We start from the raw sequence: 23,517 nt of genomic DNA on the forward strand, positions 1-23,517 counted from the left end.
TCGAGTTTCGTGTTGATGTTGAAGAACAGCTTGCATGGCGCACCCACTTATCGCTAACGAAGCTGTTTTTGGATCACCATCGTGGAGCCGGTGCTCCCGACGATTGTGATATTGCGCTGGTCTAGCGATAGCGTGCCAGTACGCCGCCGAGCGCCTCCTTGAGTGGATCTAACCAGGGCTCATAGTTCGTCCACTGGTCGACACCGTCGCGGAAGATCGGCTGTCGGACCTGCTCCGAGCTGGCTGTGCGCACGCTGCGCGCTGTCTTGTGGAACTCGAGGCAGGACGGTTCGAATCCCAGTTCGCAGAAATCGAGAATCCGCCGAACATTGCTCTCGAGATCGTCGACGACGTCCTCATGATGAATACGCAGCACGCGGCCCGGCAGCACCTCGTCCCAGTGTTGCATCACATCGAGATACGTTCGGTAGTACCGCGCGATGTCCTTGGTGCTGTAGGTGAATTCCTGGCCCGTCGCAAAGAGCTGTTTCAGATTGCTGAAGCAGCAGGCTATTGGTTCACGTCGGACATCGATGATCTTCGCGTTTGGCAAGATCAGATGGATCAACCCGATATGCCGAAAGTTGTTCGGCATCTTGTCGATGAAGTACGGCTTTTTTCCGCGATAGATGCGGGTATCGTCCAGGTACCTTTCGCCAAGCCGTAGAAAATCCGCGGACGCGAGATCGGCCAGCACGCCTGGATAACGCGGGTTGTCGAGGTCGAGGTCCCGTCCCTGCAGGTCGAGCACCATGCGTGGAATCTCGCCCAGCTCATGGGTCCCTTCGACGAGCGAATGGGATGCCAGTATCTGCTCGATCAAGGTGGAACCGGCACGCGGCAACCCGACGATGAAGATCGGGTCCGGGCGTTGATCGCCAACGCCTTCGCGATTGACGAAGAACTCGCGCGTGCAGACTTCGATCTGCTGGCGCGTGTTGGTTTCGATGATCTCGGCACGGTAGCGGCTCTCGGACCGCTTGAGCGCATTGCCCTGGCTGTAATAACGCCATGATTCGGCGTAATCGTCACGGTCCTCGAATGCCTTGCCGAGCGCGAAGCACAGATGCAGACGATCGACGGGCTGCGTAGCCGGAGCTTCCTCCGCAATGCGCATGCGGGCGATCTCCTCATCGGAGAAGCGATACGTTTTCAGGTTCGCCAGGCTCCAGTAAGCATCACCAAAATCCGGGCGGGCGGCAGCGGCGGCACGATAGGCCTCGATCGACTCCGCCTGCTGCCCCTGCGTCTTCAGTGAATGCGCGAGCGACAGATGGAGGTTGGCCGCGCCGGGAAGTTCTTGCACAAGCTTCTGGTACAGCGTGATGGCACGATCGTGTTCGCCCACGCCGACGCTCGCGCTGGCGTAGAGCGCCCGGTAGTCGAGATGATCGGGCTCGATCGCAAGAAGCTTCTCGGCCTCCTCGCAGGCACGCTGATACAGGTGTCGCTCGAGCAATACGGATGCATAGTCGTAGCGTGCCGCACGATAATCCGGGGCGATTTTCAGCACAGCGCCGAGCAGGATTTCGGCATCGCCGAGCACATCGCGTTTCAGTCCGATGCGCGCGAGCAGGCGCATTGCCTCGACATCGTTGCCGGCCTTGAGCAGATAGGCACGAATGATCTGTTCGGCAGACTCCAGTTCGCCATCGGAGAAATGGCCGGTCGCGCGCACGACCTCGGGTGCCAGACGCTTGAGCGTGGCGACGTGTGCGGCGGCGGTCGCCGCGTTGGCGCTATCGCCTGTCATGCGGTAAAGGCCTTCGAGCAGGCTCCAGCTCGAAGGCAGCGCCGGGTTGATGTTGACTGCCTGCAGCAGCGCGTCGATCGCATGCGGCGCATCGCGCAGCACCACGTAGCAGTGACCGCGCTCCTCGTGCAGACGGCTGTAATGAGGATGTTGCAGTTCCATGTGCACCAGCGTCTGCAACGCGGCGTCGATCTGTCCCAGGTAGCGCTGGCTGCGGGCTACTAGATAAAGCACCTCATAATCGTCGGGTGCCTCGGCCAGCAACGTCTGCGCCGCCGGCAACGCGTGTGCATGCTGCCCGTCCGCCTGCAGCTGACGGATGCGCCGCAGGTGAAGCTCCAGAGTTGGATCGGTTGCCATAACGTTCATGAGGACAAGGGATAACCATTGATAGTGGGGGCGGCCTTCCAGCCCACCCCCATTTTATTTGCATTGACTTCGCGCGAGGTGAGCGCTTAGAACTTGAAGCCCACTTTCACGCCGATCACGCGCGGGCGGATCGGCACCTGCGATTCGATGAACTCGGCCGAGGACGTAAACACGCTGGCGTGACTGTTGTTCAGATTGGTGCCGTAAAGCGACACGTTCCAGTTGTCCTTGGCCACGCCCAGCGACGCGTCGACGGTGGTATAGGCGGCCTGCAGATAGCGCAGCTCCACCGTGGTGACATTCGTCACGCCCGTGCCGCTCGGATAGGTTGCCGGCTGGTTATACATCGAACCGGTGCGGTTTGCGCCAACCTGCCAGAAGGCCTTCATGCCGTCGCCGAACATCCAGTCGTAACGCAGGCGCAGATTGAACTGCGAACGGGGCGAGAAAGCCGGCGTGCTGCCCACTTCGCCGAACGGATTGGCGAACGACGCCACGTCACCGACAGCACCGGTTTCGACGATGCACGTGTTGTAGCCAGCCGACCCGGGAATATTGTTGACCAGGCACGGCGAGTTGGTCTGCTTGGAATGGTTGAGCGAACCCGCACCCATGATGGACAGGCCATCGGTAATGCGCGCCTGGAATTGCAGTTCAAGACCTTGCACCTTGTAGTTCGGTCCGTTGACCGCGAAGGTGGTGTTACCCAGCACCAACGGGTTGAAGAACTGCATCTGCACGTTGTCCCACCGCATGTCATACAGTGAGCCATTGAACTGCAGGCGGTCATCGAAGAATTCGGTCTTGAAGCCGATTTCGTTGTTGATCAGCGTGTCGGGGGCGTAGTTGAGCGGCTTCTTGTACTGCGGCTCGCCATCGAGCTTCGCCACGTCCGAAGACGTGCGGTTGAAACCACCCGGACGGAAGCCTTGCGAGTAGGTGTAATACACCATCGTGTCCGGCGTGATGTGCCACGTCAGGTTCGCATTGCTCTTAAAGCCATGATAAGTGGTGTGGTAGTTCATCACCGTGTCATTGCCCACGTAGGTGCCATTGGGCACGTTCACCTGGGCGGCGGTGGTATAGAACTCGGTGCCGGTCTGCCACTCGGAGTAATGGTAGTAACGCGTGCCGACCGTCGCGGCGAGGACATCCGGAAGAATGTCATACGACACCGAACCGAACGCCGCTTCCTGCTTGTAGCCACGCTGTGCGTTTTCGCCGAAAGCCGTGCCGACGGGCATGTTGACGCCCGGCGAGGCCTGCGCGTTGGCGACGCATGGCGCACCACCGGCTTGAGCGGCCGCGAGATTTCCCGGCGTGCACGACGGAATGGTCAGGTAATCGAAGGCCATGTGGTCGTCGATGTTGAAATCTTCGTAGTACAGGCCACCGATGAAACGCAGGCGATCGTCTTCCGGCGTGCTCAGGCGCAACTCGTGGCTCTGGTGCGTGCTTTTCACGTGGTCGTTCCAGTAACCTGCCGGCGAATAGCAGGTCGGCTTGCCGGCGCTGGAGAGGCCCGCCGAGGTGCCGGTGCATTGGTAATACATGCCGCCGGCGCTGCGCGCGTAATTGGTGTAGTCCTGCTGCTCGCTGATGCGGCGATTGGTGTAGCCGCCGGTGTAAACCAGCGACAGGTCGTCGCTGATCTGGCCGTTCAACGTCCAGGCCGTGTTGGTGTAATGGTCATTGTTCCAGGCCGGCACGAAGTCGGTGATCTGGTTGGTGCCGAGCTTCTGGCCATCCGCACCGACCGGATACGTCGAGGACTGACCGTTGGCATCCATATTCTGGTAGCTCTCGGCGATCAGAAAGTTCCAGTTGTCGTTGATTTTCCACAGCCCGGACACGCGGGCGCCTTGATAATCGACCGGATTCCAGTTGTTCTGCGCAACGCTGTAGTTGTTGGCAACCGGGGTGCCGCCAGCAGCCACGTAAGGAGCCATCGCACCGCCACCGTCGGTGGGCTGACGCGTGAATGTACTCGCCACGTTGTCGATGTAACCGCCCTGATGATCGTTGTAGATCACGGCACGCACAGCGAACGTACCGGGAATGATCGGCAGGTTCAGCACCGCGTTGGCCGCATTGTTCGGGGCGCCGCCAGCGGTGATGCCAGTGCTGGCTTCGACGCTGCCGCTGACCTTGTCGAGATTCGGCTTGTTGGTGATGTAGCGCACCGCGCCGGCTTCGGCGCCACCGCCGAACAAGGTGCCCTGCGGGCCTTCGAGGACTTCGACGCGCTCCATGTCGGCCATGTAGATGTCGAGGTTGCGCGCCGGGAACTGCATGGACTGGTCGTCAAGATAGACAGCCACGTTCGGGAACGGCGCGATGGTCGCGCTGGACTGGTTGCCGAGGAAGCCGGTGCTCAGGCCGCGCATGTAGATGTTGCCCTGGCCTGGACCGTTCGCAGCGAAGGTCACGTTGGGCAGGTATTTGATCAGGTCATTGAACGACGCGATGTTCAACTGCTGCAACGTCGTGCCGGTGAAGGCCTGGATCGTGATCGGCACGGCCTGGATGTCTTGGGTGGTGTGCTGCGCCGTAACAGTCACCGTAGCGAGCGTGGATGCGGACGCCGGGCTCGAGGGATCAGCAGGCGAGGTAGCGGTGGACGTGGTCGACGTGGGTGCCGTTGCGGTGAGCGTGGGCACCGAAGGCGCGTTATTGGTGGCTATGCTGTTGTCGTCAACGGCATGAGCAGCGCGGGCCGCAACGAGCGCAGTCAGCACCGCGAAGGCAATCTTATTGATTTTCAAAGGTCTCTCCAGATGGGCTGTAGCCGGGTGTCACGCCGATGCGGCGTCAGCCACAGGCGTCGGTGACGGCGTTGGCGGTTGTGGAGTTATTCGCTCGCGCGAGCAACGGAAAAACAGCAGGCAGCGCAAGGCATAGCGGGGTGCTGAGCACAGTCATAAACAAGGCCCCAATGGTGAGTAGAAACACGTGCAGGCGCTCCCCTCGACGCGCCTTGCAAAGAACGGCACGTACCATTTCATCCGAGTCTGATTGCATGCACGTTGTGCTTGGATTGCGCGATGCCTTCGTGGAAGCGACATCCATGGCTGGTTGTCTAGACGAACTTGTCTAACGGCATGTCCGCATGGACAGGTCGACTTGGCGAAGCTCACGCCCTGTGATGTCCGCCCTTGCTCGTGCAAACCTGTTTCGGACGTGATCGGGATGGAGAGTTGAGCCGGCCTGCACAATCTTGCGATCAGTCCGGCGGCCCGAGCTGATCCCGGACTTGATCAGGAGGAACGGCAATCTGATCGGTGCTGTCACCTTGGCAGGGGTTCGGCTGCGCCCCAGCCCGATCAAGCTGACGCGATACACGTGCAGGTGCACACACGCATCATGACGCCGGCATCAGAACGAGAGCTGGCCGTTCACCCATACGTTGCGCACGATGGGCAGGCCATCCACGGTACGCACGCGCACCACATCGGCGCGCATGCCCGGCCTGAGCCGTCCACGATCGTCGAAGCCCAGCGCCTTGGCCGGGTTGCGGCTCACCGTGGCCATCGCACGCGGCATCGACCAGCCGGCCTGTGTGTGCAGCATGAAGGCACCGTGCAGCAGGCTGGCCGGCACATAGTCGGACGACAGCATGTCGAGACGGTTGGTATGCGCCAGATCGAGCGCCGCGACATTGCCGGAGTGGGAGCCACCGCGCACGATATTCGGCGCGCCCATGACGGTCGTGAGGCCGCGCGTGCGCGCGGCAGCAGCGGCTTCCTGCGTCGTTGGAAATTCCGAAATCGTCACGCCGATACGATGCGCGTGCTCGACCTGTTCGGTATCCGTATCATCGTGACTGGCCAGCACTATGTTGCGACCCTGCGCCATATCCAGCACGGCCTGCTCGTGCCTGGCGCTGTAGGTGGCCTGCTGTGCGAGGCGTTTTTTCACCACCTCGGCGAACTCGTCCTCGGTCCAGCTCATATGGTTCTTGCTGTAATACTTGCGATATTGCTGCAAGTCGCGGTACTGACGCTGGCCGGGCGTGTGATCCATCAGCGACAGCAGACGCACACTGCTGTGATGCATCAGCGGCTCCAGCGCCTCGAGCAGCTGTGGGTAAGCCAGTTCGCAACGCAGGTGCAGCCAGTGATCGGCCCGCAAGGTACCGCTGGCCTGGCCAGCGAGAATGGCGTCATAGGTACTGCGCAGCGTTTCGATGCGCACGCTCTCTTCTTCCAGGTCGCCCACCGAGAGTGCATCGAATACCGTGGTGATGCCAGCCGCGACCACCTGAGCATCGTGCGTGAACACCGCTGGCAACGACGGCCAGATCACGCCGGCGCGTGGCATCAGGTGCTTCTCGAGATTGTCGGTGTGCAGCTCGATCAGGCCGGGAATCACGTAATCGCCATGGCAGTCGATGGCACCGGGTGCCTGGGTCGACCCTTCATCCACCAGCCGGATGCAGCCTTTGCGCGCGATCAGAGTGCCATGCACGACACTGTCGTCGAGCACGATGCGGGCGTTGGTAAGAACAAAATCATTCATGGGGATATCGACCGATAGGGATCAGGAGGTTTCGAGAGGACGCATCGGAAACAGACGGGTGGCGACGCGCTGGCGCATGTCTTCGTCATGGAAGATGCCTAGCACGGCAGAACCGGCGTTGCGAGCCTCTTCCAGCAGCTCGGCGACCACGGCGCGATTGGCGGCATCGAGCGAGGCGGTTGGTTCGTCCAGCAGCAGCAGCGGACGCGGCACGATCAAGCCGCGCGCGATGTTCACGCGCTGCTGTTCGCCGCCGGAGAAGGTGCCAGGCGGCAGACGCCACAACCGCTCCGGCACGTTGAGTCGATGCAGCAGAGCGCCGGCATGCTGCAGTGCCTCGGTAGTTGCCGTGCCGGCTTCGATCAGTGGTTCGGCCACGATGTCCAGCGCCGGCACGCGGGGGATGACCCGCAGGAACTGGCTGACGTAGCCCAGCGTGCGTCGCCGCACATCGAGTACCTGATGCGGCGTAGCCTCAGCCAGATCAAGCCAGCCGCCGTCGTGGCGCACACACACCGCGCCACGGCTGATCCGGTAGTTGGCATAGATCACCCGCAGCAGGGTGCTCTTGCCGGCGCCGGATGGCCCGGCCAGCACCACGCATTCGCCGGCATGCAGGCTGAGGTCGATGCTGTCGAGCACCTTCAGGCGTGCGTCGTGCTGATGATGCAGTTCGAAGGATTTGCTCAGGCCGCGAAGTTCGAGCATGGGAAGGGCAGCGGTCATGTGGTCAGCACCGAGGAAACGAGCAGTTGGGTGTAGGGGTGCTGCGGATCGTCGAGGATCTGGTCGGTGAGCCCGGTTTCCACCACGCAACCGCCCTGCATCACCATCGTGCGTGCGGCGAGCAGGCGTGCGACTGCCAGGTCATGGGTGACCATCACCGCAGCCAGTCCCAGTTCGTTCACCAGTCGACGCAGCAGGTCGAGGATGCGGGCCTGCACCGACACGTCGAGTCCGGCGGTGGGCTCGTCCATGAACACCAGCCGCGGCTGGGTGACCAGGGTGCGTGCAATCTGCAGGCGCTGCTGCATGCCGCCGGAAAAGCTGGTTGGCGCATCGTCGATCCGCAACGGATCGATCTCCACGCGCGCCAGCCAGCTGCTGGCGATCTCGCGCAGGCGGCCGTAGTCGCGCATGCCAAGCGCCATCAGCCGCTCCGCCACATTGGCGCCGGCGCTGACGTTGAGGCGCAGGCCATCACGCGGATTCTGCGTGACAAAGCCCCATTCCTCGCGCGCCAGGCGGCGCCGATCGGCTTCGCTCAGTGCGTCGAGCTCCAGCCACGCATCGTTTTTCTGTCGATAACGGATCGAACCCGCGCTGGGCGCAAGTTGTGCCGCCATCGTATTGAGCAGGGTCGATTTGCCCGAGCCCGATTCGCCGACAATGCACAGCAGTTCGCCTGGATGCAGATCGAAGCTCACATCCTGGCAACCAATCCGCTGGCCGTAATGACGACTCAACTTGCGTACCTGCAGCAGCGCGTTCATGCCACTGCCTCCGCTAGGTGCTCGCCGCAGTAGTCGGTGTCCGAGCAGACGAACATGCGCGTACCGCAATCGTCCACCACCACCTCGTCCAGATAACTTTCGCCGGAACCGCACAGAGCGCACTGGTGCTCCCAGCGCTGGATCTCGAACGGATGATCATCGAAGGCCAGGCTTTCGACCTGCGTATAGGGTGGAATCGCGTAAAGTCGCTTTTCGCGACCGGCGCCGAACAGCATCAGTGCGGGTGAGTGATCCAGCTTGGGATTGTCGAATTTCGGAATCGGCGACGGCGAAGTGAGAAAGCGGCCATCGACGAGGACGGGGTAGTCGTAGCTGGTGGCGATATGCCCATACTGGGCGATGTCTTCGTACAACTTCACGTGCATCAATCCGTAGTCGGCCAGGGCATGCATGGTGCGGGTCTCGGCCTCGCGCGGTTCCAGCGTGCGCAGCGGCTCGGGCTCCGGCACCTGGAACACCAGGATCTGATCTTCCCGCAGTGGTGTTTCAGGAATACGGTGACGGGTCTGGATGACGCTCGCCTCGGCCGTGCGCTCGGTGGTCGCCACTCCAGCCGTGCGGGCAAAGAAACGGCGGATGTTGACCGCGTTGGTGGTGTCGTCGGCGCCCTGGTCGATCACCTTCAACACATCGTCAGGCCCGAGCAGGGCCGCGGTAACCTGGATGCCGCCGGTGCCCCAGCCATACGGCAGCGGCATCTCGCGGCTGCCGAACGGCACCTGGTAGCCGGGAATCGCCACCGCCTTCAGCAGGGCGCGGCGCAGCATGCGCTTGGTGTTCTCGTCGAGAAACGCGAAGTTGTAGGTCGGCGTCATGCCTGGCTCTCCTCAAGCGCCTGTTCCGGCACGGCTTGATGCCGGTCGCTGGCATGGCGCACGTGTTGTGCGCTCAAGGTGCGCAGCAGCGACAGCTCGGCCTGGAAATCCACGTAATGCGGCAGTTTCAGGTGCTGCACGAAGCCGGAAGCCTCGACGTTGTCCGAATGCGACAGCACGAATTCCTGGTTCTGGGCAGGGGCGTACGCCGGTTCACCCAGCTCGTCGCAGCGCAGCGCGCGGTCGACCAGCGCCATCGACATCGCTTTGCGCTCGCTCTCGCCCATACCCAGGCCGTAGCCACGGGTGAACTGCGGCGGCACACCGTTACCACCGTGGAATTGGTTGATCATCTGGCATTCGGTAAGCGTGATCGAACCGATCTCGATGGCGAAGCCGAGTTCTTCCGGACACACCAGCACATCCACCTCACCCATGCGGATCTCGCCGGCGAAGGGATGGCTTTCGGCGTAGCCGCGCTGAGTGGAGTACGCCATCCCGAGCAGGAAACCCTCGTCGCCACGGGACAAATTCTGCAGGCGCGTGGCGCGGTTGGCCGGAAACATAAGCGGCTTACGGGTGAGATCGACCGGCTCGGGATCGGCACCGGCGTCGATGCGCTCGATCAGTGCCTCGGCATCCAGCAGATCGAGTACACGCGGCATCGCCTCCGCCAGCGGCACCTCGGCTTCGACCGTTGCGATGGGCACAGTCGGCCCGAATTCGAGCAGACGCTGGGTGTAGTCATAGGTAGGGCCGAGCACCTGGCCACCAGGAACATCCTTGAACGTGCCCGATATGCGGCGACGCACGCGCATGCGGGTCGTATCCAGCGCTTCCGTATAACCGAAGCGCGGCAGCGTGGTGCGATAGGCACGCAGCAGGAAGATCGCCTCCAGCATGTCGCCAGCCGCCTGACGGATCGCCAGTGCGGCCAGCTCCTCGTCATACAGCGAACCTTCCTGCATCACCCGCGCCACGCCCAGACGCAGTTGCTGGCGGATCTGGGCCAGCTCGAGTTCCGCTGTGGCGGGATCGCCCCGGCGTGCTTCGGCCAGCAGTTCCAGCGAACGGGCAATCGCCTGCTCGCCGCCTTTCACGGCTACGTACATTCAACTCTCCAGCAGACGGGTCGTACGCGGCAGCGCGACCATGCGCTGTGCGGCGACGAAGAAAAGGTCGATGCCCAGCGGCAACCGCGTCGCGATTGCGGCACGCTGCTGCCAGAAGCGCTGCGGCAAGCCGTCGATCGCCAGTTGTGCGGTCTGGCGGATACCAGGGCCGGCAAAGTACGCCCCCGCATGCGCGCGCAGGTCGGGAACCTGCACGATCAGGCTCGCCGAACGGTCCGGATAGCGCATCTCACCCTGCGCGAAGGTGTCCAGCGGCGGCATCGACTCGGGATCGGTGATCAGCGCGAAGTCGGCGTCACGCGGATCATCGACCAGCCGGGTGCCGGCGTGAAAGCGAAGATGGCACGTGGTCTCATCGTTCGGTTGCTGCAGCCACACCGCCGTGGTGGCATCGCACAGGGTCATCAGTATCGCCATCGCTGCCGGGATGATCGGCACCGGGGCGGGCGGCAGGTTCGGCAGTTCGCGTGGCACGGCCGGGCGGGCCATCGCCTGCAGCAACTCTCGGAAGTTGCGCTGGCTGTCGAACACAGGATCGGCAAAGGCGGCCAGCATCATTCGCCCCGCACGACGGTGAAGAATTCCACCTTGCTGGCGGCTGCCTTGCGGCTGGCCGCCTCGCGCCGTGCCTGCTGGGAATGGCGCAGCGGCTCGAGTACCTGTTCGTGCAGCTTCGGGTGCTGGTCAGCGTCCTGCAGCAAGGCGTCGGCGCAGGCGGCAAGCTCGGCGTGCCGTGCATTGCCGCCACGCACCCAGGCATGGCCAATGCGCTCGCCGATCTGCACGCTGCAACGGGTCACCGTCACTTCGCCGACATTGAATTGCGGGCCGGTGCCGCCTATACGGCCACGCAGCATGTAGAGGCCGGTCTGTGCGGGGCGCAGCCAGGTTGCATCGGCGGGAGGCGCAAACGCATCCATCGCCGCGGCCAGTTCGGCCGCTTCGGCTTGTGCGAGCAACGACATCCATTGCGCACGCGCCATGTGAGAGGAAGTGTCCATGCAAAGTCCTAGGCCTGTAACAAATGTCTAGTTATCTAGACAGACCGGGGCGCCGCGCCCCGGTGCAGTGCATTCCAGCAGCTCAGCGTGCCGCTGCCATGACGGTGAATAGACAGGCGAGGTCAGTGGTATGAACGAGATAGTGCGTGGACGCGGAGTCTCGCTGTGGAGCCAGATCAGCAACATCCTGGCTGATGATGTGCTCAAGGGGCGTCTGCGTCAGGGTGAGCAGTTGCCATCGGCGCAGGAGCTGGCGACTCGCTTCGACGTCAACCGGCATACTGTGCGCCGGGCGATCGCCACGCTGGAGCAGCGCAATCTGGTACGCACCGAGCAGGGGCGCGGCACCTTTGTGCAGGAGCAGATACTGGATTACCCGATCAGCCGGCGCACGCGCTTCACGCAGAACATGCGCAATCTGAATATCGAGGCCGATACCGAGATCCTGGAAGATGTGCGCGAGATTCCTCCTGTTGCGGTCGCCGAGGCGCTGGGCCTAGGGTGCAAGGAATACGTCTATCGGATCGAGACACTGAGCCACGCCGATGGACATATCCTGGACCACAGCACGGTGTATTTCCCGGCTGCCCGATTTGTCGGCCTGCCGGCGGTGTACCGGCGCACGCAATCCGTCACTCGGACGCTGAGCGAGTTTGGTGTCAGCGACTACGTACGCAAACACACCCGCGTCTCCGCACGCCTGCCGGAGGCAGCCACCGCACGTTTGATGAAACAGCCGGCGAACCGGCCGATACTGCACGTGCAATCGATCAACGCCGATCCGCGCGGCATGCCGGTGCAATATGGCGTGACGCGCTTTTCGGGTGACTGGATCCAGCTTGTGCTGATGGCGGATGATTGATGCGCTACGCGATTTATTACTGCCCCGCCGCGGGCAGTTCCCTGGCTGAGTTTGGTCGCGCCTGGCTGGCCCAGGCGCCGCACGCAATCGATCTGCCCGGCATCCAATCCGGGCGAATGCAGGCGTTGCTGGCGAATGTGCGGCGTTACGGCTGGCACGCCACGATCCGTGCCCCGTTCGCACTCGATACGGGCGTCGCCTACGAGGATCTTCGTGGTGTCGTGATGGCAACAGCGCAGCGCTTTCCAGCGGTCACCCTGCCACTACAACTTGATCGTCTGGCTGGTTTTCTGGCACTGCGCCCAGGTAGCGACAGCGCCGCGATCGACCAGTTGGCTGCCGCATGCCTGCATGCGCTGGAGCCACTGCGCGCACCGCTTGCGGAAGCAGCCTTTTGCCGGCACGTCGATGGCTTTGATGCCGTCGAACTCGGCCTGATGGAACAATACGGATATCCCTACGTGCTCGATCGCTACCGTTTTCACATGAGCTTATCGGCACCGGCCACGGAGCCGGAGGAACAGATCTTGCGCGATGAGCTGACACAACATGCGTCGACATGGTCGACCGCGTGGGTTGATGCCTTGTCGATATGCCAGGAGGCTGTGCCGGGAGCAGACTTCAAACAGATCGAACGGATTCCCCTGCGTGCAGAGCGTGCCGCATGAAGGCCGGGCGTCTTTATTATGTGATGGGCCCGTCCGGTGCCGGCAAGGACAGCGTGCTGGGCTGGGTGCGTGAGCACGGCATCCCGCACGGGATGCTCTGCGCGCACCGCTACATCACCCGGCCGGCGAATGCCGGTGGCGAGAATCACGTGTCGCTGAGCGAGGCGGAATTCCAGTCACGCGCCCAGCGAGGGCTATTCGCGCTGACCTGGCAGGCGCACGGACTGCATTACGGCATCGGCCGCGAGGTTGAACACTGGCTGGCCCGCGGCGCCGATGTGCTGGTGAACGGTTCGCGCAGTGCCTATGCTTTGGCCGATAAACACTTCCCCGCACTACAGGCGGTGTTGATCACCGCAAGCCACGAGTCCATGTCCAGACGGCTGGCGGCGCGGGGGCGAGAAACCGAAGTGGATATCGCCGCCCGGCTTGCGCGCCATCCGGCCTACGATATGCCTATAGAGGCGCTGGTCATCCACAACGATGGCAGCGTTGCCGACGCGGGTGCCAGGTTACTGGAGGCTATCCAGCAGCGGTATTGATGGTGCCTGCGCGTCATGTCCGGGTGGGCATGATGTCGCGGATCAGGCCATTGCCGGCAGCGCGAGAGGTGTGCTGGCGTACCTTGCCTTGGCCTTGAAGTAGAACGCCGAAACCAGGGTGATCAGCATGCCGAGGCTCGACAGAGTCAGTACGGTATCGGCATAGAACGTCGCCCACGACACATGCATGCCTCCGAACTCCTTCACCAAGACCACCGCCACGCTGCCCATGTAACCGCTGGCGTCGGAGATGTACATCACGAAGCCGACGTTGCCCGTCACCCGGAAGGTTGCAAGCATGCGTTCGAAGAAGGTGGCGTTGTAGGGCACATAGGCCAGGTACAGACCGAAGCCGCTGCCGCCGATCCAGTACAGCGGATTGATCAGTCCGCGACTGTGCAGCCATGTGGTGAACACGGCGATGGCGAAACCGGCGAAGATAAGCACGTGGTTGAGCATCAGTGCCTTCAGGTTGTCGCGCACGATCATCGTGCAGGCGGTGATCAGCAGCACCGCCACGGCGATCGGCACCTCGGTCTCGCTGAATATCGCGGCGTTGCCACCAAGGCCCAGATCGGCCCAGATCTCCGCGGCGAAATTGTCGCGGAAATCGCGCACGACCGTGAGCGCCACATAAGCCACCACGATCATCGCCATGCCGGGCAGGAAGCGCGCCAGGAAGGCGCGACGTGTGCGCGCATCCATCGGCACACGCACATGGCGTTCGGCGATATCCGTTGCGCTTGGCGCCGGCAGCCGTTCGAGCAGGAATACCGACAGGCACAGTGGCGGCACGAACAGCATGCCGGTGACGAACGGCATCCAGAATTCGCTGACGCCGTGGCTCAGCATCAGCCACATGCCGATCGACTTCACCACGCCGGAGGCGACGATGAAGCTGGCGCACATGCAGGCCGCCATCAACTCGGTGCCGCGACGACCTTCCAGGTAGCCGAAGATCACCCCCCAGACCATGCCCAGCGGCAAGCCGTTGAGAAACAGGAAGGCGATGTTCCAAGGTGCCGGCAGCAGCGCGAAGCCGAGCAGCGCCAGCCAGGCAAAGCCGATCAGCCCGGCCAGCGCGCGGGCGCGGCTCTGTCGCTGCATTTCGGCGATCCAGGTGATGCCACGGAACTTGCTCAGCATGTAGCCGAACACCTGGGCGATCACCAGCCACACCTTGTAGTCCACCCCCGCAAAGTGCATGCCGTCGAACGAGGCCGCCGTAAACGGCTTGCGGAACGCATACATCGACGCATAGGCCAGAAACGCCGCGCCGCCGGCCAGCAGATGGGTGGCCAGCGGATGGCGGCGGCAATCAGACAACCAGGAAACGACACGCACGCAGGCAATCCTCGACAGGCATGCCGGCAGCATGTGCGTCGCGGGTTACAGCGCGGTTGCGATAGTTAGATGGGATGGGGAAGCTGGATAGTCAATTGCACACACCAAGCCGCACGCTGCACCTGGCCTAGCCTGGCTCATGGCAAGTGCAGCGCGCGGCCTGGTGGGCTGAAGGCGTGCGGGATAATGGCGCTATGGCAACGGTGCGAGCAAACACTGTCGATCCTGGCGGAGGATGCCTGCGGTTGAAGTTTCGCCTGGAGCTGCGGCGGTCGAGGGAATCGCCGGCATGCCGGCGGATATGTCTCCCCCATGAATCCTATTTCGTCGTTGCGCCCAGCAAGGGCCTGCCCTGCGCCTGCGGCAACTTCGCACCGAGCAGCACCGCCAGAGTCGGCGCAATGTCGCGCATGTCGATCGAGCCGAGATCCTTGCCGGCAGGTACGCCCGGTCCGGCGATCAGGAAGGTCGAACGCATCTCGGGCAGTGCCGCATCGTAGCCATGCATTCCGCGGTAATGGCCAGGCGACAGGATCGGCGCACCCGGCTTGAGGCCCATTTCATAGCCAAGCTTGAACTGCACGAACCAGCTGGCCTGCGCCGTGCCGCCCTTCGCCACCAGCTCATCGTGATCCAGCACATGTGCAATGCCATACTGTGAATCAGCCTGCAGCTGTTTGAGCAAGTCGGCGACTTTCGCCTTGACCGCAGCATTCGTCGGGTCACGCAGCACGATCGCCGCGCTGCCGCCGTCGTTCCACGGCATCGCCTGCCAGTCGCTCACCTCACCGTCCTTGAGCGTGATCAGGCCAGCCTGGAGGAATGGCAGATAAAGATTGACGTCCTGCTGCACCGGCGCGAAGCCGTGATCGGACACGATCGCCACGATGCCATCCGGATGCACGCGCTGCGCGACGGCCACCAAGTCGCCGATCAGCTGGTCGATACCTTCCAGCGTCTTGCGTGAGGCCGGTGTATCCGGCCCGCTCGAATGCTGCTCGGTATCCAGCGCAGTGAGGTAGGCCGTCATGAAATACGGCTTGCGGGTTTCCAGCAGCTTCACCGCGAAGCGCGTGCGGTTCCGGTCGCCGGGCAGATCCTCGGCGATGCCGTCGGCATACGGACCGAGCTCCTGTTCCAGCGACGGCAGCAGGCCTGGCGTAGCCAGTGCGGCAAGCAGCTTGCGGTCATCCGCGGTGCCGGTGCGCCAGATCTGCGGCAGGTTCCAGTCCACCTGCGCACCTACGCTGACCGGCCAGTGCACGTTCGCCGTGCTCAGGCCGGCTGCATGCGCCGCGTCCCACAGTGTCGGCACCTTGATATCGCTGGCGTACCAGTCCCAGCCCTGCTGGTTCTTGTTGTAAGGATCGAAGGTGAGGTTGCCGCCGATGCCGTGCAGGTTCGGCGACACGCCGGTGATCAGGGTGGTATGGCTGGGATAGGTGAGCGTGGGCAGCACGCCGCGCACGTCATGCGCGTAGGCGCCGTACTGCAGGAACGCTTCGAGATTCGGCAGCTTCAGGCCACGCTGCTTCGCCTGCAGCACGTCGGCCGGACGCAAGCCGTCGATCGAGATCAGCAGGACCGGCGTGGCGATCGCTTGGGCACACGAGAATACGGCGAGTACGCCGAAGGACAACGCGAGCAGTAGACGACGCATGCCGATTCCACCAGATGACAAAGGTGTGCGCATGCTCGGATAACCACGCTGCATTCGCGTGACAGACGTGCGACGACCTCCGCTCAGCGTGTAGCGAGCGCCTTGCGGCCGATCGCCGGATCGTCGACAAAGAACGCATCGATGCCGGCATCGAGATAGACGCGGATCTGCGCGATCAGTCCGGCCTCGTTGAACGTCTTCGGATCGCTGCCCTGCCAGAAATCCTTCGCCAGGAACTGATTCTCCGGACGGAAGGTGTACGGATGCAGCTCCAGCCCTGCCGCATGCGCATCGTGCACCAGCGCGGTCGGCGTACCCAGATGGCCGTCAGCGGTGCGCGGGATGATCGCCTCGATATTCGGGCCGATCGCGTCCGCGTAACGCGCGATCTCGTGCAGGCCGGCTGGCTTCAGCATCTGGCCATAGCTGAGCTTGTCGCCCGCGATGACGACGTCGTAGGGCCGCTGATCGGCATCATCGATCAGCTGCAGCAGGCGGATGTTCGGATGAGCCTTGCCCAGCTTGCCGCGCAGATATTTGAGGTTGGCGATCTCGAACGACTGGATCTCCACCGGTGCCGTGCGCGTGTAGCTGTGCGCCGCCAGCGTGGCCAGCAGCTGGTCTTCCATCGGCAGGCCCAGCCGCTGGAAATAGCTGCCGTGCTTGATCTCCGGAATGATCCCGACCGGGTGGCCTACCACCGCCGACTCCGCGGCGACGAAGTCGATGATCTCGTCCAGCGTGGGAACCTGGAACTCGCCGTCGTACTGCGTGCTGCGCAACTGCGGCAGACGTTCGCGGGTACGCAGCGTCTTCAGCTCGGCCAGGGTGAAATCCTCGGTGAACCAGCCGGTCTCGGCATGGCCATCGATTGTCTTGGTGGTCTTGCGCGCGGCGAACTCCGGATGATCGGCCACATCGGTGGTGCCGCCGATCTCGTTCTCGTGGCGCGCGACCATCACGCCGTCCTTGGTCATCACCAGGTCCGGCTCGACGAAGTCTGCGCCATCGGCGATCGCCTTGCCGTAGGAGGCCAGCGTGTGTTCCGGCCGCAACGCTGGCGCACCGCGATGGCCGATCACCAGCACCTTCGCGGCGAGCGGCTTTTCATGGGCGAACGCAGTGCTGGGAGACATGGCCGACATCCCGGTGACAAGGGCGACGGCCAAGCATAGATGCTTCATGGATTCACCCGGCATGCGTGCGGAACATGCCGTCATGCTGCACGATGCAGATGAAACCATGTTGACACCTGCGACCGGTCGGCGGCGGGTTGCCCGCATGGGCAACCCGCCGCGAGGCGGAGCCGGTCACGGGTGATCTCAGAACTTGCCGGAGATGCTGATGCCGAAGGTGCGCGGCGTACCCGGAATATACGTTGGCACGCCGAAATCCTCGCCGGTGTTGCCGCCGTCGATCAGGTATTTCTTGTTGGCGAGATTGCTGGCCCAGATACCCACATCCCAGCGCCCCTTGTCGAACGTCACGCCCGTGCGCAGGTTGAGCAGCCCGTAGCCGGCCTGCACGTAATCCGGATTGTTGTCGTCCTCGAAGTACACCTTCGAGCGCCAGGTGAAATTCGGGCGGAAGTAGAACGCCTTGTCGTTGTCGAGCGGGACATTCACCAGCAGGCCCAACGCGACCGAGTTGTCCGGCGCCAGGCGCAAATGGTTGCCGGCGTACTGCTGCGGGTCGCCGTCCTGGTCGGTCTTGTCGAAGCGGGCGTGCAGGTAGCTGTAATTGAGGAAGGCGCTGACATCGTCGGTGAAGGCCTGCTGCAACGAGGCCTCGAAGCCCGGCGCATGGGCACGGCCGGAGTTCACCGCGATGTACTGCCCGTTCTGGTACACCTGACTCTGGAAGTTGGTGTAGTTGTAGTAGAACGCGGACAGGTCATAGGCGAACTTGCCGGCGGCCGCCGAACCCTTGACGCCGATCTCGTAGTTCCACAGCGTCTCTGCCGGCAGCACCGCCTTGATGTAGCTGCCATCGGGATTGACGTTGAAGGTCAGCGCATCCGGCCGGCGGCCGCGCGACACGCTGGCATAGGCATTGATGTCGTCGTTGACGCGCCAGCTGCCGATCAGGCGGCCCACCAATGAATTGGTGCTCTTCGCGTTGGTGAGCATGCCGTTGGTCGGCGCGAACAGGTCATTGGGCGCTGTGATGCCGTTGACGCCAGCGCCGAACAGCGCCAGTGCCGGACCGATGCTGGCGGCGTTGGGTCCGGTGGCGTTGAACACCTGATACCCGGCGGTGATGTTTTCGCGCGACGCGCGCAGGCCGGCGGTGATGTCGAAGCTGTCGGTGACGTGGAAGGTGCCGTCCGCGAAGATTTCGTACGAACGCGTGCTTCCGTAGTTCTCGAAACCTTCGCTCTCGTTAGGATTCAGCGGCGTGTTGAGCAGCGGGATCGCACTGTACGGCTGGTTGGGCTGGAAGTTCGACGTCAGCAAGGGCGGATTGTTCGGGCCGAACAGCAGGTCGACCAGGCCTGGATCGAGGCCGCGTGCGATCGGCAGAATCGCCATCAGCAGGCTGCGCTCGTCGGTGTGGAAAGGCACCGCCTGGCTGCCGTTCTCGTAGAAGAAGTTGGCACCCATGAAGCCGGTGAAACGGCCGCCGTTATCGAAGTTGAAGCGCACCTCCTGGCTGGCCTGGTGGCTGCGCGAGTGATTGCCGAAGTTGAGCATGTCGAGCTGCGAACCGTCGGCGTCGAACGATTCGGTGGAATTGAATTTGCGCAGGCCAGTGGTGGTGGACAGCGTCCAGTCGTCGCTGAGCTGGAAACTGCCCAGTGCGGCGAGACTGTAGATCTTGCGGCGGATGCCGAGCGCGGTGCCTTCGTTGAGGTCGGCCGGACCGAACACATTGGTCGAGCCCTGGCTGTCGGGCAGCAGGCTGCGGAAATCCGTGCCCGGCTGCGCATCGCGCTGGTAATTGGCAACCAGGTCGATGGCGCTCTGCTGGCCGGTCTTGATGTGCAGGCTGGCACGCAGCGCCTTGGTGTCCTCGCCATCGAGCGTGCCGCCGGCAAGGTTCTTGATGTAGCCATCATGCTGGCTGTCGTACACCGCCACGCGTGCATCCACATCGGCGCTGAGCGGTGTATTGAAGAAGCCGGTGAGCATGCGGCTGCTGTAATTGCCGAACTCGGTGGTGAAACCGCCTGAGGTGGTGTCGTTGGCCTTGTTGTCGATCAGCGACAGCGCACCGCTCTCAGCGCCCCGGCCGAACAGCGTGCCCTGCGGGCCACGCAGCACCTCGATGCGGTCCATGTCGTACAGCGCCACCACCGAACCGACCGCACGGCTGATGTCCACGCCGTCCTGGAAGATCGACACCCGCCCGGGCGTGTTGGCCGAGGTGTCGTCGGAGGTAATGCCGCGTATCGCGATGCTCGGCGTGTTCGGGCTCTGCACCTGCACCTGCACGCCCGGCGCATAACGGCCGAGGTCATCCATGTGGGTGACACCAAGCGTCTTGAGAAACGCCCCCGAATAGGCCGAGATCGAGATCGGCACGTCCTTTTCCTGCTGTTCACGCTTCTGCGCGGTCACCACGATCGTGTTCAGGCTGACGGCACTGGCCGGCGGCGATGCCGTGCTGGATGCCGCCGCCGGCGCATCGGGGCTGCCCGGCTGCGCATGCACCAGCAACGGAATCCCCAGCAGGACGGATGCAATGCACAGAGCGAGATTGCGGGGACGCGGCGTCCACAGCGTCTTGCCGGCGGTCTGGATCGACATGTTTTCCCCTTGATGCCGCATGGAATGGCGAATCGAAGTTTGACCCGCCACGCTGCCCCGTGTCCATGACAGTCGTATGTCGCATGGCAGCATGAGGCGACCGGGCCGTATCTGGCGAGCTGCCTGGACAATTGCGCGCGTGTGATCATGGTCGCCAGCGACTGCAAACTGAAATATCCGACATGCAACATGTCGTGTTCACTGTCAGTCGGACTGATCCATGACCACCGCGTTCCACCGCACGTCACTGCTCCTGCTCACCATCGCCCTGCTGGCCGCATCGCCGCGCACGCCCGCGGCAGCCACTGACGCGGGGCACCAACCGCACCGGGTGATCCTGTTCGTGTGGGATGGCATGCGGCCGGATGCGATCAGCGCCGAGGACACGCCGAACCTGCTGGCGTTGGCGCAGCATGGCAGCCGCTTCGCGGACAACCACTCGACCTATCCGACCTTCACCATGGCGAACGCGTCGAGCTTCGCCACCGGTGCATTCCTTGGCCCACTCGGCTTCTATGGCAACCGCTTCTGGGCACCGGGCGCCAGCGGCCCCAATGCCAAGGGCATGGCCGCGGATTTCCACGACCCGATCTACACCGAAGACTATGCCGTGCTGCGCGATCTCGACGCGCACTTCGATCATGAACTGCTCGAACTGCCCACCTTGTTCGCCGCTGCGCAGAAGGCCGGTTTGACCACGGCCGCGGTCGGCAAATCCGGCCCCGCGTTCCTGCAGGACTACAAGCAAGGCGGCGTGATCCTCGACGAGAACACCGCGCTGCCGCTGGCGTTCGCCAGGGAACTGCAACAGGCCGGCTATCCATTGCCTGCGCATGCCGCCAACACCTATCCATCCGACCAGCTCAGCCTGCGCGAGGACAACGACTCGCCCACCGAGCAGGGCAAGATGGTGACGCTGAAGGATGGCGTGACGGCGGATGCCACCGCCGCTGCCGAGACCACGCCAGCGCCGGCCAACGCCTGGATGATGAAGGTGTATCTGGACGTGATCCTGCCGAGGCACCGGCCCGATCTCAGCGTGGTGTGGCTGCGCAACCCGGACACCACCCAGCATCTTTATGGCGTCGGCTCGCCGGAATTCCATCTCGCGCTGAAGGCGCAGGATGAATTGCTCGGTCAGTTCGAAGCGCGTCTGCAGCAACTCGGCATGGCGCAGGACACCGACATCATCGTGGTCTCCGACCACGGTCACAGCAATATCGCCGGCCCACGTGACCTGTTCCCGCTGCGCCAGATCAATGACGGCCGCGTAGCCGGCATCGACAATGACTGGGGCTACTCGGTCTCCGGCGGCATCCGTCTGGCCGATCAGCTCAGCCAAGCCGGCTTCACCGCGTTCGACGGTTTCGGCTGCATGTACGTACCGGTGATGAGCGGGCTGCGTGCCGACGGCAGCCCGCTGCAACCAACCCGCTACGACGATGATGGCCATCTGTGCGGCAAGCCCGGCCCGTACACCACGCCGAATTATGTGCTGCCCGAACAGTTGCCGAAAGGTGCGCTGGTGCTCGCGCCGAATGGTGGCACCGAATATTTCTACCAGCCCGAGCACGATGCAGCCCTGATCAGACGCACGGTGCGCTTCCTGCAGTCACGCGAGTACATCGGCGCGATCTTCGTGGCGAAACGCTACGGCGACATCCCCGGCACCCTGCCGGCGGAAAGCGTGCATCTGGAGAACGCCGCGCGCGGACCGGACATCATCATCAGCTACGCCTGGGACGCCGACGCGGTGATCCAGGGCTTCCGTGGCACCGAATACGCCAGTCAGGCAAACGAACGCGGCGAGCACGGCAGCTTCAGTCCGATCGACGTGCACAACACCTTGCTCGCCGTCGGCCCCGGCTTCCAGCAAGGCTTCAACGATCCGCTGCCGAGCGGCAACGTCGACGTTGCTCCCACCATCGCCGCCCTGCTTGGACTATCGCTACCGAAGGCACAAGGCCGCGTGCTGCACGAGGCCCTGGCCGGCACACTGGCGCGACCGCTGACCGATTACCACGTAATGCCGACCATGTTGCAACCGAAACAGCCGGCGACCGATCTGCACATGCAGCGCGTCGACGGCAGTGCACTGCAGGCCACCCGTTTCGATTTCACCGTGCAACTCAAACAGCTCAACAGCGATGGCAAGAGCTGGACCTACTTCGACCAGGCCGGCCCCGAGCGCCAGTGACAGGTGTGCCCGCCGTGCGATGCCGACAATCGCCCGAAGGCATCGCAGGCGGACATTCCAACTTGGCTGCTCATGTTCCGCGTACCGGACGGCCGACCAACCATCATCGTGAACCCTGGGCCTGTGCGACAATGCGGCCTCAAGCAAGCCACCCGCCCAGCCCATGACCGCTCCCAAAGACGCATTTCGACGTTTTCAGGAAGAACTCGCCGCGCTCGACAGCAACAACGAGCCACCGTCATCGAAGACACCCAGCCTCACCCGACTCGACCATGCCCGGGCCGACTTCCTTGCCTTGCGCAAACGCTACGGACTGACCGTCGCCGATGTGATTGCCTTCTTTCCCGAAGAAGAAGGCATCGCCTACCTGCAGCAACTCATTGTCGCGAACGAAACCAGGGCACCCCGGACAAGGAAGCGCTGAGGCAACCGCAGGAACTACATCCGCCTGCATGAAAAGCGCGTAAGATCGGCTACGGATCCACCTCGCAGGGATGCACTCCTCGCCAATGGGGGTACCGTCATGATCCGCCTGATTCTTGCCACCCTGCTTGTAACCCTGGCACTCGACGCACAAGCGGCACCCGATACGTGCCGCGTCACCGGCACCGCCTACGATTATGCAGGGGTCCCGCTACCCAGCGCCGTGATCCGCCTGATCGACCGGCAAACGCGGCAGACCGCTTATCAAGAGACCGATGCGAGTGCTGCATTCGCGTTCGCCGACTTGCCTGCAGACAGCAGCGGGCTGCGTTATCAGCTCGATGTACTGAGCCCGGCTGCCGAAGTCACCGGCAGCCACATTCCCACGCGCTCCGTGCTCGGTATTGCGCCGGGCTTTGCCTGCGGCGCGGGCCAGGGCGTGCATGCGGATGTAAGGGTCGCAGTGCGCTGACCGTACAGCTCGCTAGCGCGAACCACGCACGCTGCAACCTGCCCCGTACAGGTCGCGATACACCTGGCTCACGCACTCCTCCAGCTCGCCGCCCTGACGGGACTTGCTGAAGGCGTCGTTGATCTGCTTTTCGGCCTGATGCAAGTTGCGCAGGAATCGCCTGGTCTCGTCCGAGAGACCGAGTTTGGCCATCTGTTGTTCAAGACCTGTTTCATCACCGGCCGTCCTTGCGAGCTGATTTTGCGACGGAGTTTCGGTGAGCATGGGCGTGCCGGAGGTGGTGTCGTTCATGACAGTCACCAAGCAAGACACCTGCCAGCGCCCCGGCATGACCGCCAACATGCCGGACTGCATGGCCATTGTTCCCGCATGCCGGGAAATATGGTCATATCAACGGGTTCGACACGCTGCACGTGCATCAGGCGAAACAGTTACTGCGCAATCGCCCGGGCCGATCCCGTGCCGGAGTACGACGCAAACTGTCCGGCGTGACACCC

General features: G+C 63.1%; 20 protein-coding genes. 6 read left to right on the top strand and 14 right to left on the bottom strand.

Translation table 11 applies throughout. The features are described from left to right. Positions 1-121: 121 nt before the first annotated feature. The 9 genes from B0E50_RS08040 to phnG all read right to left on the bottom strand — a co-directional run bounded on the left by B0E50_RS08040 (position 122) and on the right by phnG (position 11,103). The gene (locus B0E50_RS08040; protein ID WP_139350799.1) at positions 122-2,113 is read right to left on the bottom strand and encodes a tetratricopeptide repeat-containing sulfotransferase family protein; all 1,992 of its coding nucleotides are present in this window, start codon (positions 2,111-2,113) and stop codon (positions 122-124) included. Between the two features lie 95 nt (positions 2,114-2,208). Further along, positions 2,209-4,887, bottom strand: a complete 2,679-nt coding sequence (locus tag B0E50_RS08045) for a TonB-dependent receptor (RefSeq protein ID WP_139350800.1) — start codon at positions 4,885-4,887, stop codon at positions 2,209-2,211. Between the two features lie 610 nt (positions 4,888-5,497). Next, positions 5,498-6,640, bottom strand: a complete 1,143-nt coding sequence (locus B0E50_RS08055) for an alpha-D-ribose 1-methylphosphonate 5-triphosphate diphosphatase (RefSeq protein ID WP_077440676.1) — start codon at positions 6,638-6,640, stop codon at positions 5,498-5,500. Between the two features lie 21 nt (positions 6,641-6,661). After that, positions 6,662-7,366, bottom strand: coding sequence for a phosphonate C-P lyase system protein PhnL (gene phnL, locus B0E50_RS08060; RefSeq protein WP_077440677.1), 705 nt, complete (start codon positions 7,364-7,366; stop codon positions 6,662-6,664). Further along, positions 7,363-8,133: a phosphonate C-P lyase system protein PhnK gene (gene phnK / locus B0E50_RS08065; RefSeq protein WP_077440678.1), complete on the bottom strand. Its 771-nt coding sequence runs from the start codon at positions 8,131-8,133 to the stop codon at positions 7,363-7,365. Before phnK ends, phnL begins: the two co-directional genes overlap by 4 nt. Then, positions 8,130-8,969, bottom strand: a complete 840-nt coding sequence (locus B0E50_RS08070; RefSeq protein WP_077440679.1) for an alpha-D-ribose 1-methylphosphonate 5-phosphate C-P-lyase PhnJ — start codon at positions 8,967-8,969, stop codon at positions 8,130-8,132. Before B0E50_RS08070 ends, phnK begins: the two co-directional genes overlap by 4 nt. Further along, positions 8,966-10,081 carry a carbon-phosphorus lyase complex subunit PhnI gene (locus B0E50_RS08075; RefSeq protein WP_077440680.1) on the bottom strand — a complete coding sequence of 372 codons (1,116 nt, stop codon included), beginning with the start codon at positions 10,079-10,081 and terminating at the stop codon, positions 8,966-8,968. The genes B0E50_RS08070 and B0E50_RS08075 overlap by 4 nt, the downstream gene beginning before the upstream one ends. Then, positions 10,082-10,660 carry a phosphonate C-P lyase system protein PhnH gene (gene phnH, locus B0E50_RS08080; RefSeq protein ID WP_077440681.1) on the bottom strand — a complete coding sequence of 193 codons (579 nt, stop codon included), beginning with the start codon at positions 10,658-10,660 and terminating at the stop codon, positions 10,082-10,084. After that, complete coding sequence (phnG, locus tag B0E50_RS08085; protein ID WP_077440682.1) at positions 10,657-11,103, bottom strand: phosphonate C-P lyase system protein PhnG; 447 nt, start codon at positions 11,101-11,103, stop codon at positions 10,657-10,659. Before phnG ends, phnH begins: the two co-directional genes overlap by 4 nt. Before the next feature lie 130 nt (positions 11,104-11,233). On the opposite strand from phnG, the gene phnF reads away from it, so the two are divergent. From phnF to phnN, 3 genes are read left to right on the top strand one after another with little or no spacing between them, the layout of a single operon-like run. Then, the gene (gene phnF, locus B0E50_RS08090) at positions 11,234-11,965 is read left to right on the top strand and encodes a phosphonate metabolism transcriptional regulator PhnF (protein WP_077440683.1); all 732 of its coding nucleotides are present in this window, start codon (positions 11,234-11,236) and stop codon (positions 11,963-11,965) included. Next, positions 11,965-12,633, top strand: a complete 669-nt coding sequence (locus B0E50_RS08095; protein WP_077440684.1) for a DUF1045 domain-containing protein — start codon at positions 11,965-11,967, stop codon at positions 12,631-12,633. The genes phnF and B0E50_RS08095 overlap by 1 nt, the downstream gene beginning before the upstream one ends. Then, entirely contained in the window at positions 12,630-13,175 is a 546-nt protein-coding gene (gene phnN, locus B0E50_RS08100) for a phosphonate metabolism protein/1,5-bisphosphokinase (PRPP-forming) PhnN (protein ID WP_077440685.1), read from the top strand. The genes B0E50_RS08095 and phnN overlap by 4 nt, the downstream gene beginning before the upstream one ends. A 42-nt stretch (positions 13,176-13,217) precedes the next feature. Here the strand turns inward: phnN and B0E50_RS08105 are convergent, their stop codons facing one another. From B0E50_RS08105 to B0E50_RS08120, 4 genes are all read right to left on the bottom strand, one after another. Continuing rightward, the gene (locus B0E50_RS08105) at positions 13,218-14,519 is read right to left on the bottom strand and encodes a DUF5690 family protein (protein ID WP_077440891.1); all 1,302 of its coding nucleotides are present in this window, start codon (positions 14,517-14,519) and stop codon (positions 13,218-13,220) included. 319 nt (positions 14,520-14,838) lie between these two features. Then, a complete protein-coding gene (locus tag B0E50_RS08110; RefSeq protein WP_077440686.1) occupies positions 14,839-16,179 on the bottom strand; it encodes an ectonucleotide pyrophosphatase/phosphodiesterase in 1,341 nt (446 codons plus the stop codon). Between the two features lie 83 nt (positions 16,180-16,262). Further along, entirely contained in the window at positions 16,263-17,324 is a 1,062-nt protein-coding gene (locus B0E50_RS08115) for a glycerophosphodiester phosphodiesterase (RefSeq protein ID WP_254427228.1), read from the bottom strand. Between the two features lie 177 nt (positions 17,325-17,501). Continuing rightward, on the bottom strand, positions 17,502-19,928 hold the full coding sequence (locus tag B0E50_RS08120) for a TonB-dependent receptor (RefSeq protein WP_168170846.1): 2,427 nt from the start codon (positions 19,926-19,928) through the stop codon (positions 17,502-17,504). Positions 19,929-20,148: 220 nt separating this feature from the next. On the opposite strand from B0E50_RS08120, the gene B0E50_RS08125 reads away from it, so the two are divergent. From B0E50_RS08125 to B0E50_RS08135, 3 genes are all read left to right on the top strand, one after another. After that, on the top strand, positions 20,149-22,125 hold the full coding sequence (locus tag B0E50_RS08125; protein ID WP_077440689.1) for an alkaline phosphatase family protein: 1,977 nt from the start codon (positions 20,149-20,151) through the stop codon (positions 22,123-22,125). Positions 22,126-22,288: 163 nt separating this feature from the next. Beyond that, entirely contained in the window at positions 22,289-22,549 is a 261-nt protein-coding gene (locus tag B0E50_RS08130) for a hypothetical protein (protein WP_077440690.1), read from the top strand. Between the two features lie 99 nt (positions 22,550-22,648). Then, positions 22,649-23,020 carry a hypothetical protein gene (locus B0E50_RS08135; protein WP_077440691.1) on the top strand — a complete coding sequence of 124 codons (372 nt, stop codon included), beginning with the start codon at positions 22,649-22,651 and terminating at the stop codon, positions 23,018-23,020. 12 nt (positions 23,021-23,032) lie between these two features. Here the strand turns inward: B0E50_RS08135 and B0E50_RS18395 are convergent, their stop codons facing one another. Beyond that, the gene (locus B0E50_RS18395) at positions 23,033-23,311 is read right to left on the bottom strand and encodes a hypothetical protein (RefSeq protein WP_254427213.1); all 279 of its coding nucleotides are present in this window, start codon (positions 23,309-23,311) and stop codon (positions 23,033-23,035) included. Between the last annotated feature and the right edge of the window lie 206 nt (positions 23,312-23,517).

The sequence above is a fragment of the Rhodanobacter sp. C01 genome, from assembly GCF_002001045.1.
Classification (GTDB): domain Bacteria; phylum Pseudomonadota; class Gammaproteobacteria; order Xanthomonadales; family Rhodanobacteraceae; genus Rhodanobacter.

Coding starts and splice junctions, on each gene's coding strand:
- B0E50_RS08040 (WP_139350799.1), bottom strand. CDS start 2,113: ATGGCAACCGATCCAACTCTGGAGCTTCACCTGCGGCGCATCCGTCAG.
- B0E50_RS08125 (WP_077440689.1), top strand. CDS start 20,149: ATGACCACCGCGTTCCACCGCACGTCACTGCTCCTGCTCACCATCGCC.
- B0E50_RS08135 (WP_077440691.1), top strand. CDS start 22,649: ATGATCCGCCTGATTCTTGCCACCCTGCTTGTAACCCTGGCACTCGAC.
- B0E50_RS08120 (WP_168170846.1), bottom strand. CDS start 19,928: ATGTCGATCCAGACCGCCGGCAAGACGCTGTGGACGCCGCGTCCCCGC.
- phnL (WP_077440677.1), bottom strand. CDS start 7,366: ATGACCGCTGCCCTTCCCATGCTCGAACTTCGCGGCCTGAGCAAATCC.
- B0E50_RS08070 (WP_077440679.1), bottom strand. CDS start 8,969: ATGACGCCGACCTACAACTTCGCGTTTCTCGACGAGAACACCAAGCGC.
- phnF (WP_077440683.1), top strand. CDS start 11,234: ATGAACGAGATAGTGCGTGGACGCGGAGTCTCGCTGTGGAGCCAGATC.
- B0E50_RS08095 (WP_077440684.1), top strand. CDS start 11,965: ATGCGCTACGCGATTTATTACTGCCCCGCCGCGGGCAGTTCCCTGGCT.
- B0E50_RS08055 (WP_077440676.1), bottom strand. CDS start 6,640: ATGAATGATTTTGTTCTTACCAACGCCCGCATCGTGCTCGACGACAGT.
- B0E50_RS08115 (WP_254427228.1), bottom strand. CDS start 17,324: ATGTCGGCCATGTCTCCCAGCACTGCGTTCGCCCATGAAAAGCCGCTC.
- B0E50_RS08110 (WP_077440686.1), bottom strand. CDS start 16,179: ATGCGTCGTCTACTGCTCGCGTTGTCCTTCGGCGTACTCGCCGTATTC.
- phnH (WP_077440681.1), bottom strand. CDS start 10,660: ATGATGCTGGCCGCCTTTGCCGATCCTGTGTTCGACAGCCAGCGCAAC.
- B0E50_RS08130 (WP_077440690.1), top strand. CDS start 22,289: ATGACCGCTCCCAAAGACGCATTTCGACGTTTTCAGGAAGAACTCGCC.
- B0E50_RS08075 (WP_077440680.1), bottom strand. CDS start 10,081: ATGTACGTAGCCGTGAAAGGCGGCGAGCAGGCGATTGCCCGTTCGCTG.
- phnN (WP_077440685.1), top strand. CDS start 12,630: ATGAAGGCCGGGCGTCTTTATTATGTGATGGGCCCGTCCGGTGCCGGC.
- phnG (WP_077440682.1), bottom strand. CDS start 11,103: ATGGACACTTCCTCTCACATGGCGCGTGCGCAATGGATGTCGTTGCTC.
- B0E50_RS18395 (WP_254427213.1), bottom strand. CDS start 23,311: ATGAACGACACCACCTCCGGCACGCCCATGCTCACCGAAACTCCGTCG.
- phnK (WP_077440678.1), bottom strand. CDS start 8,133: ATGAACGCGCTGCTGCAGGTACGCAAGTTGAGTCGTCATTACGGCCAG.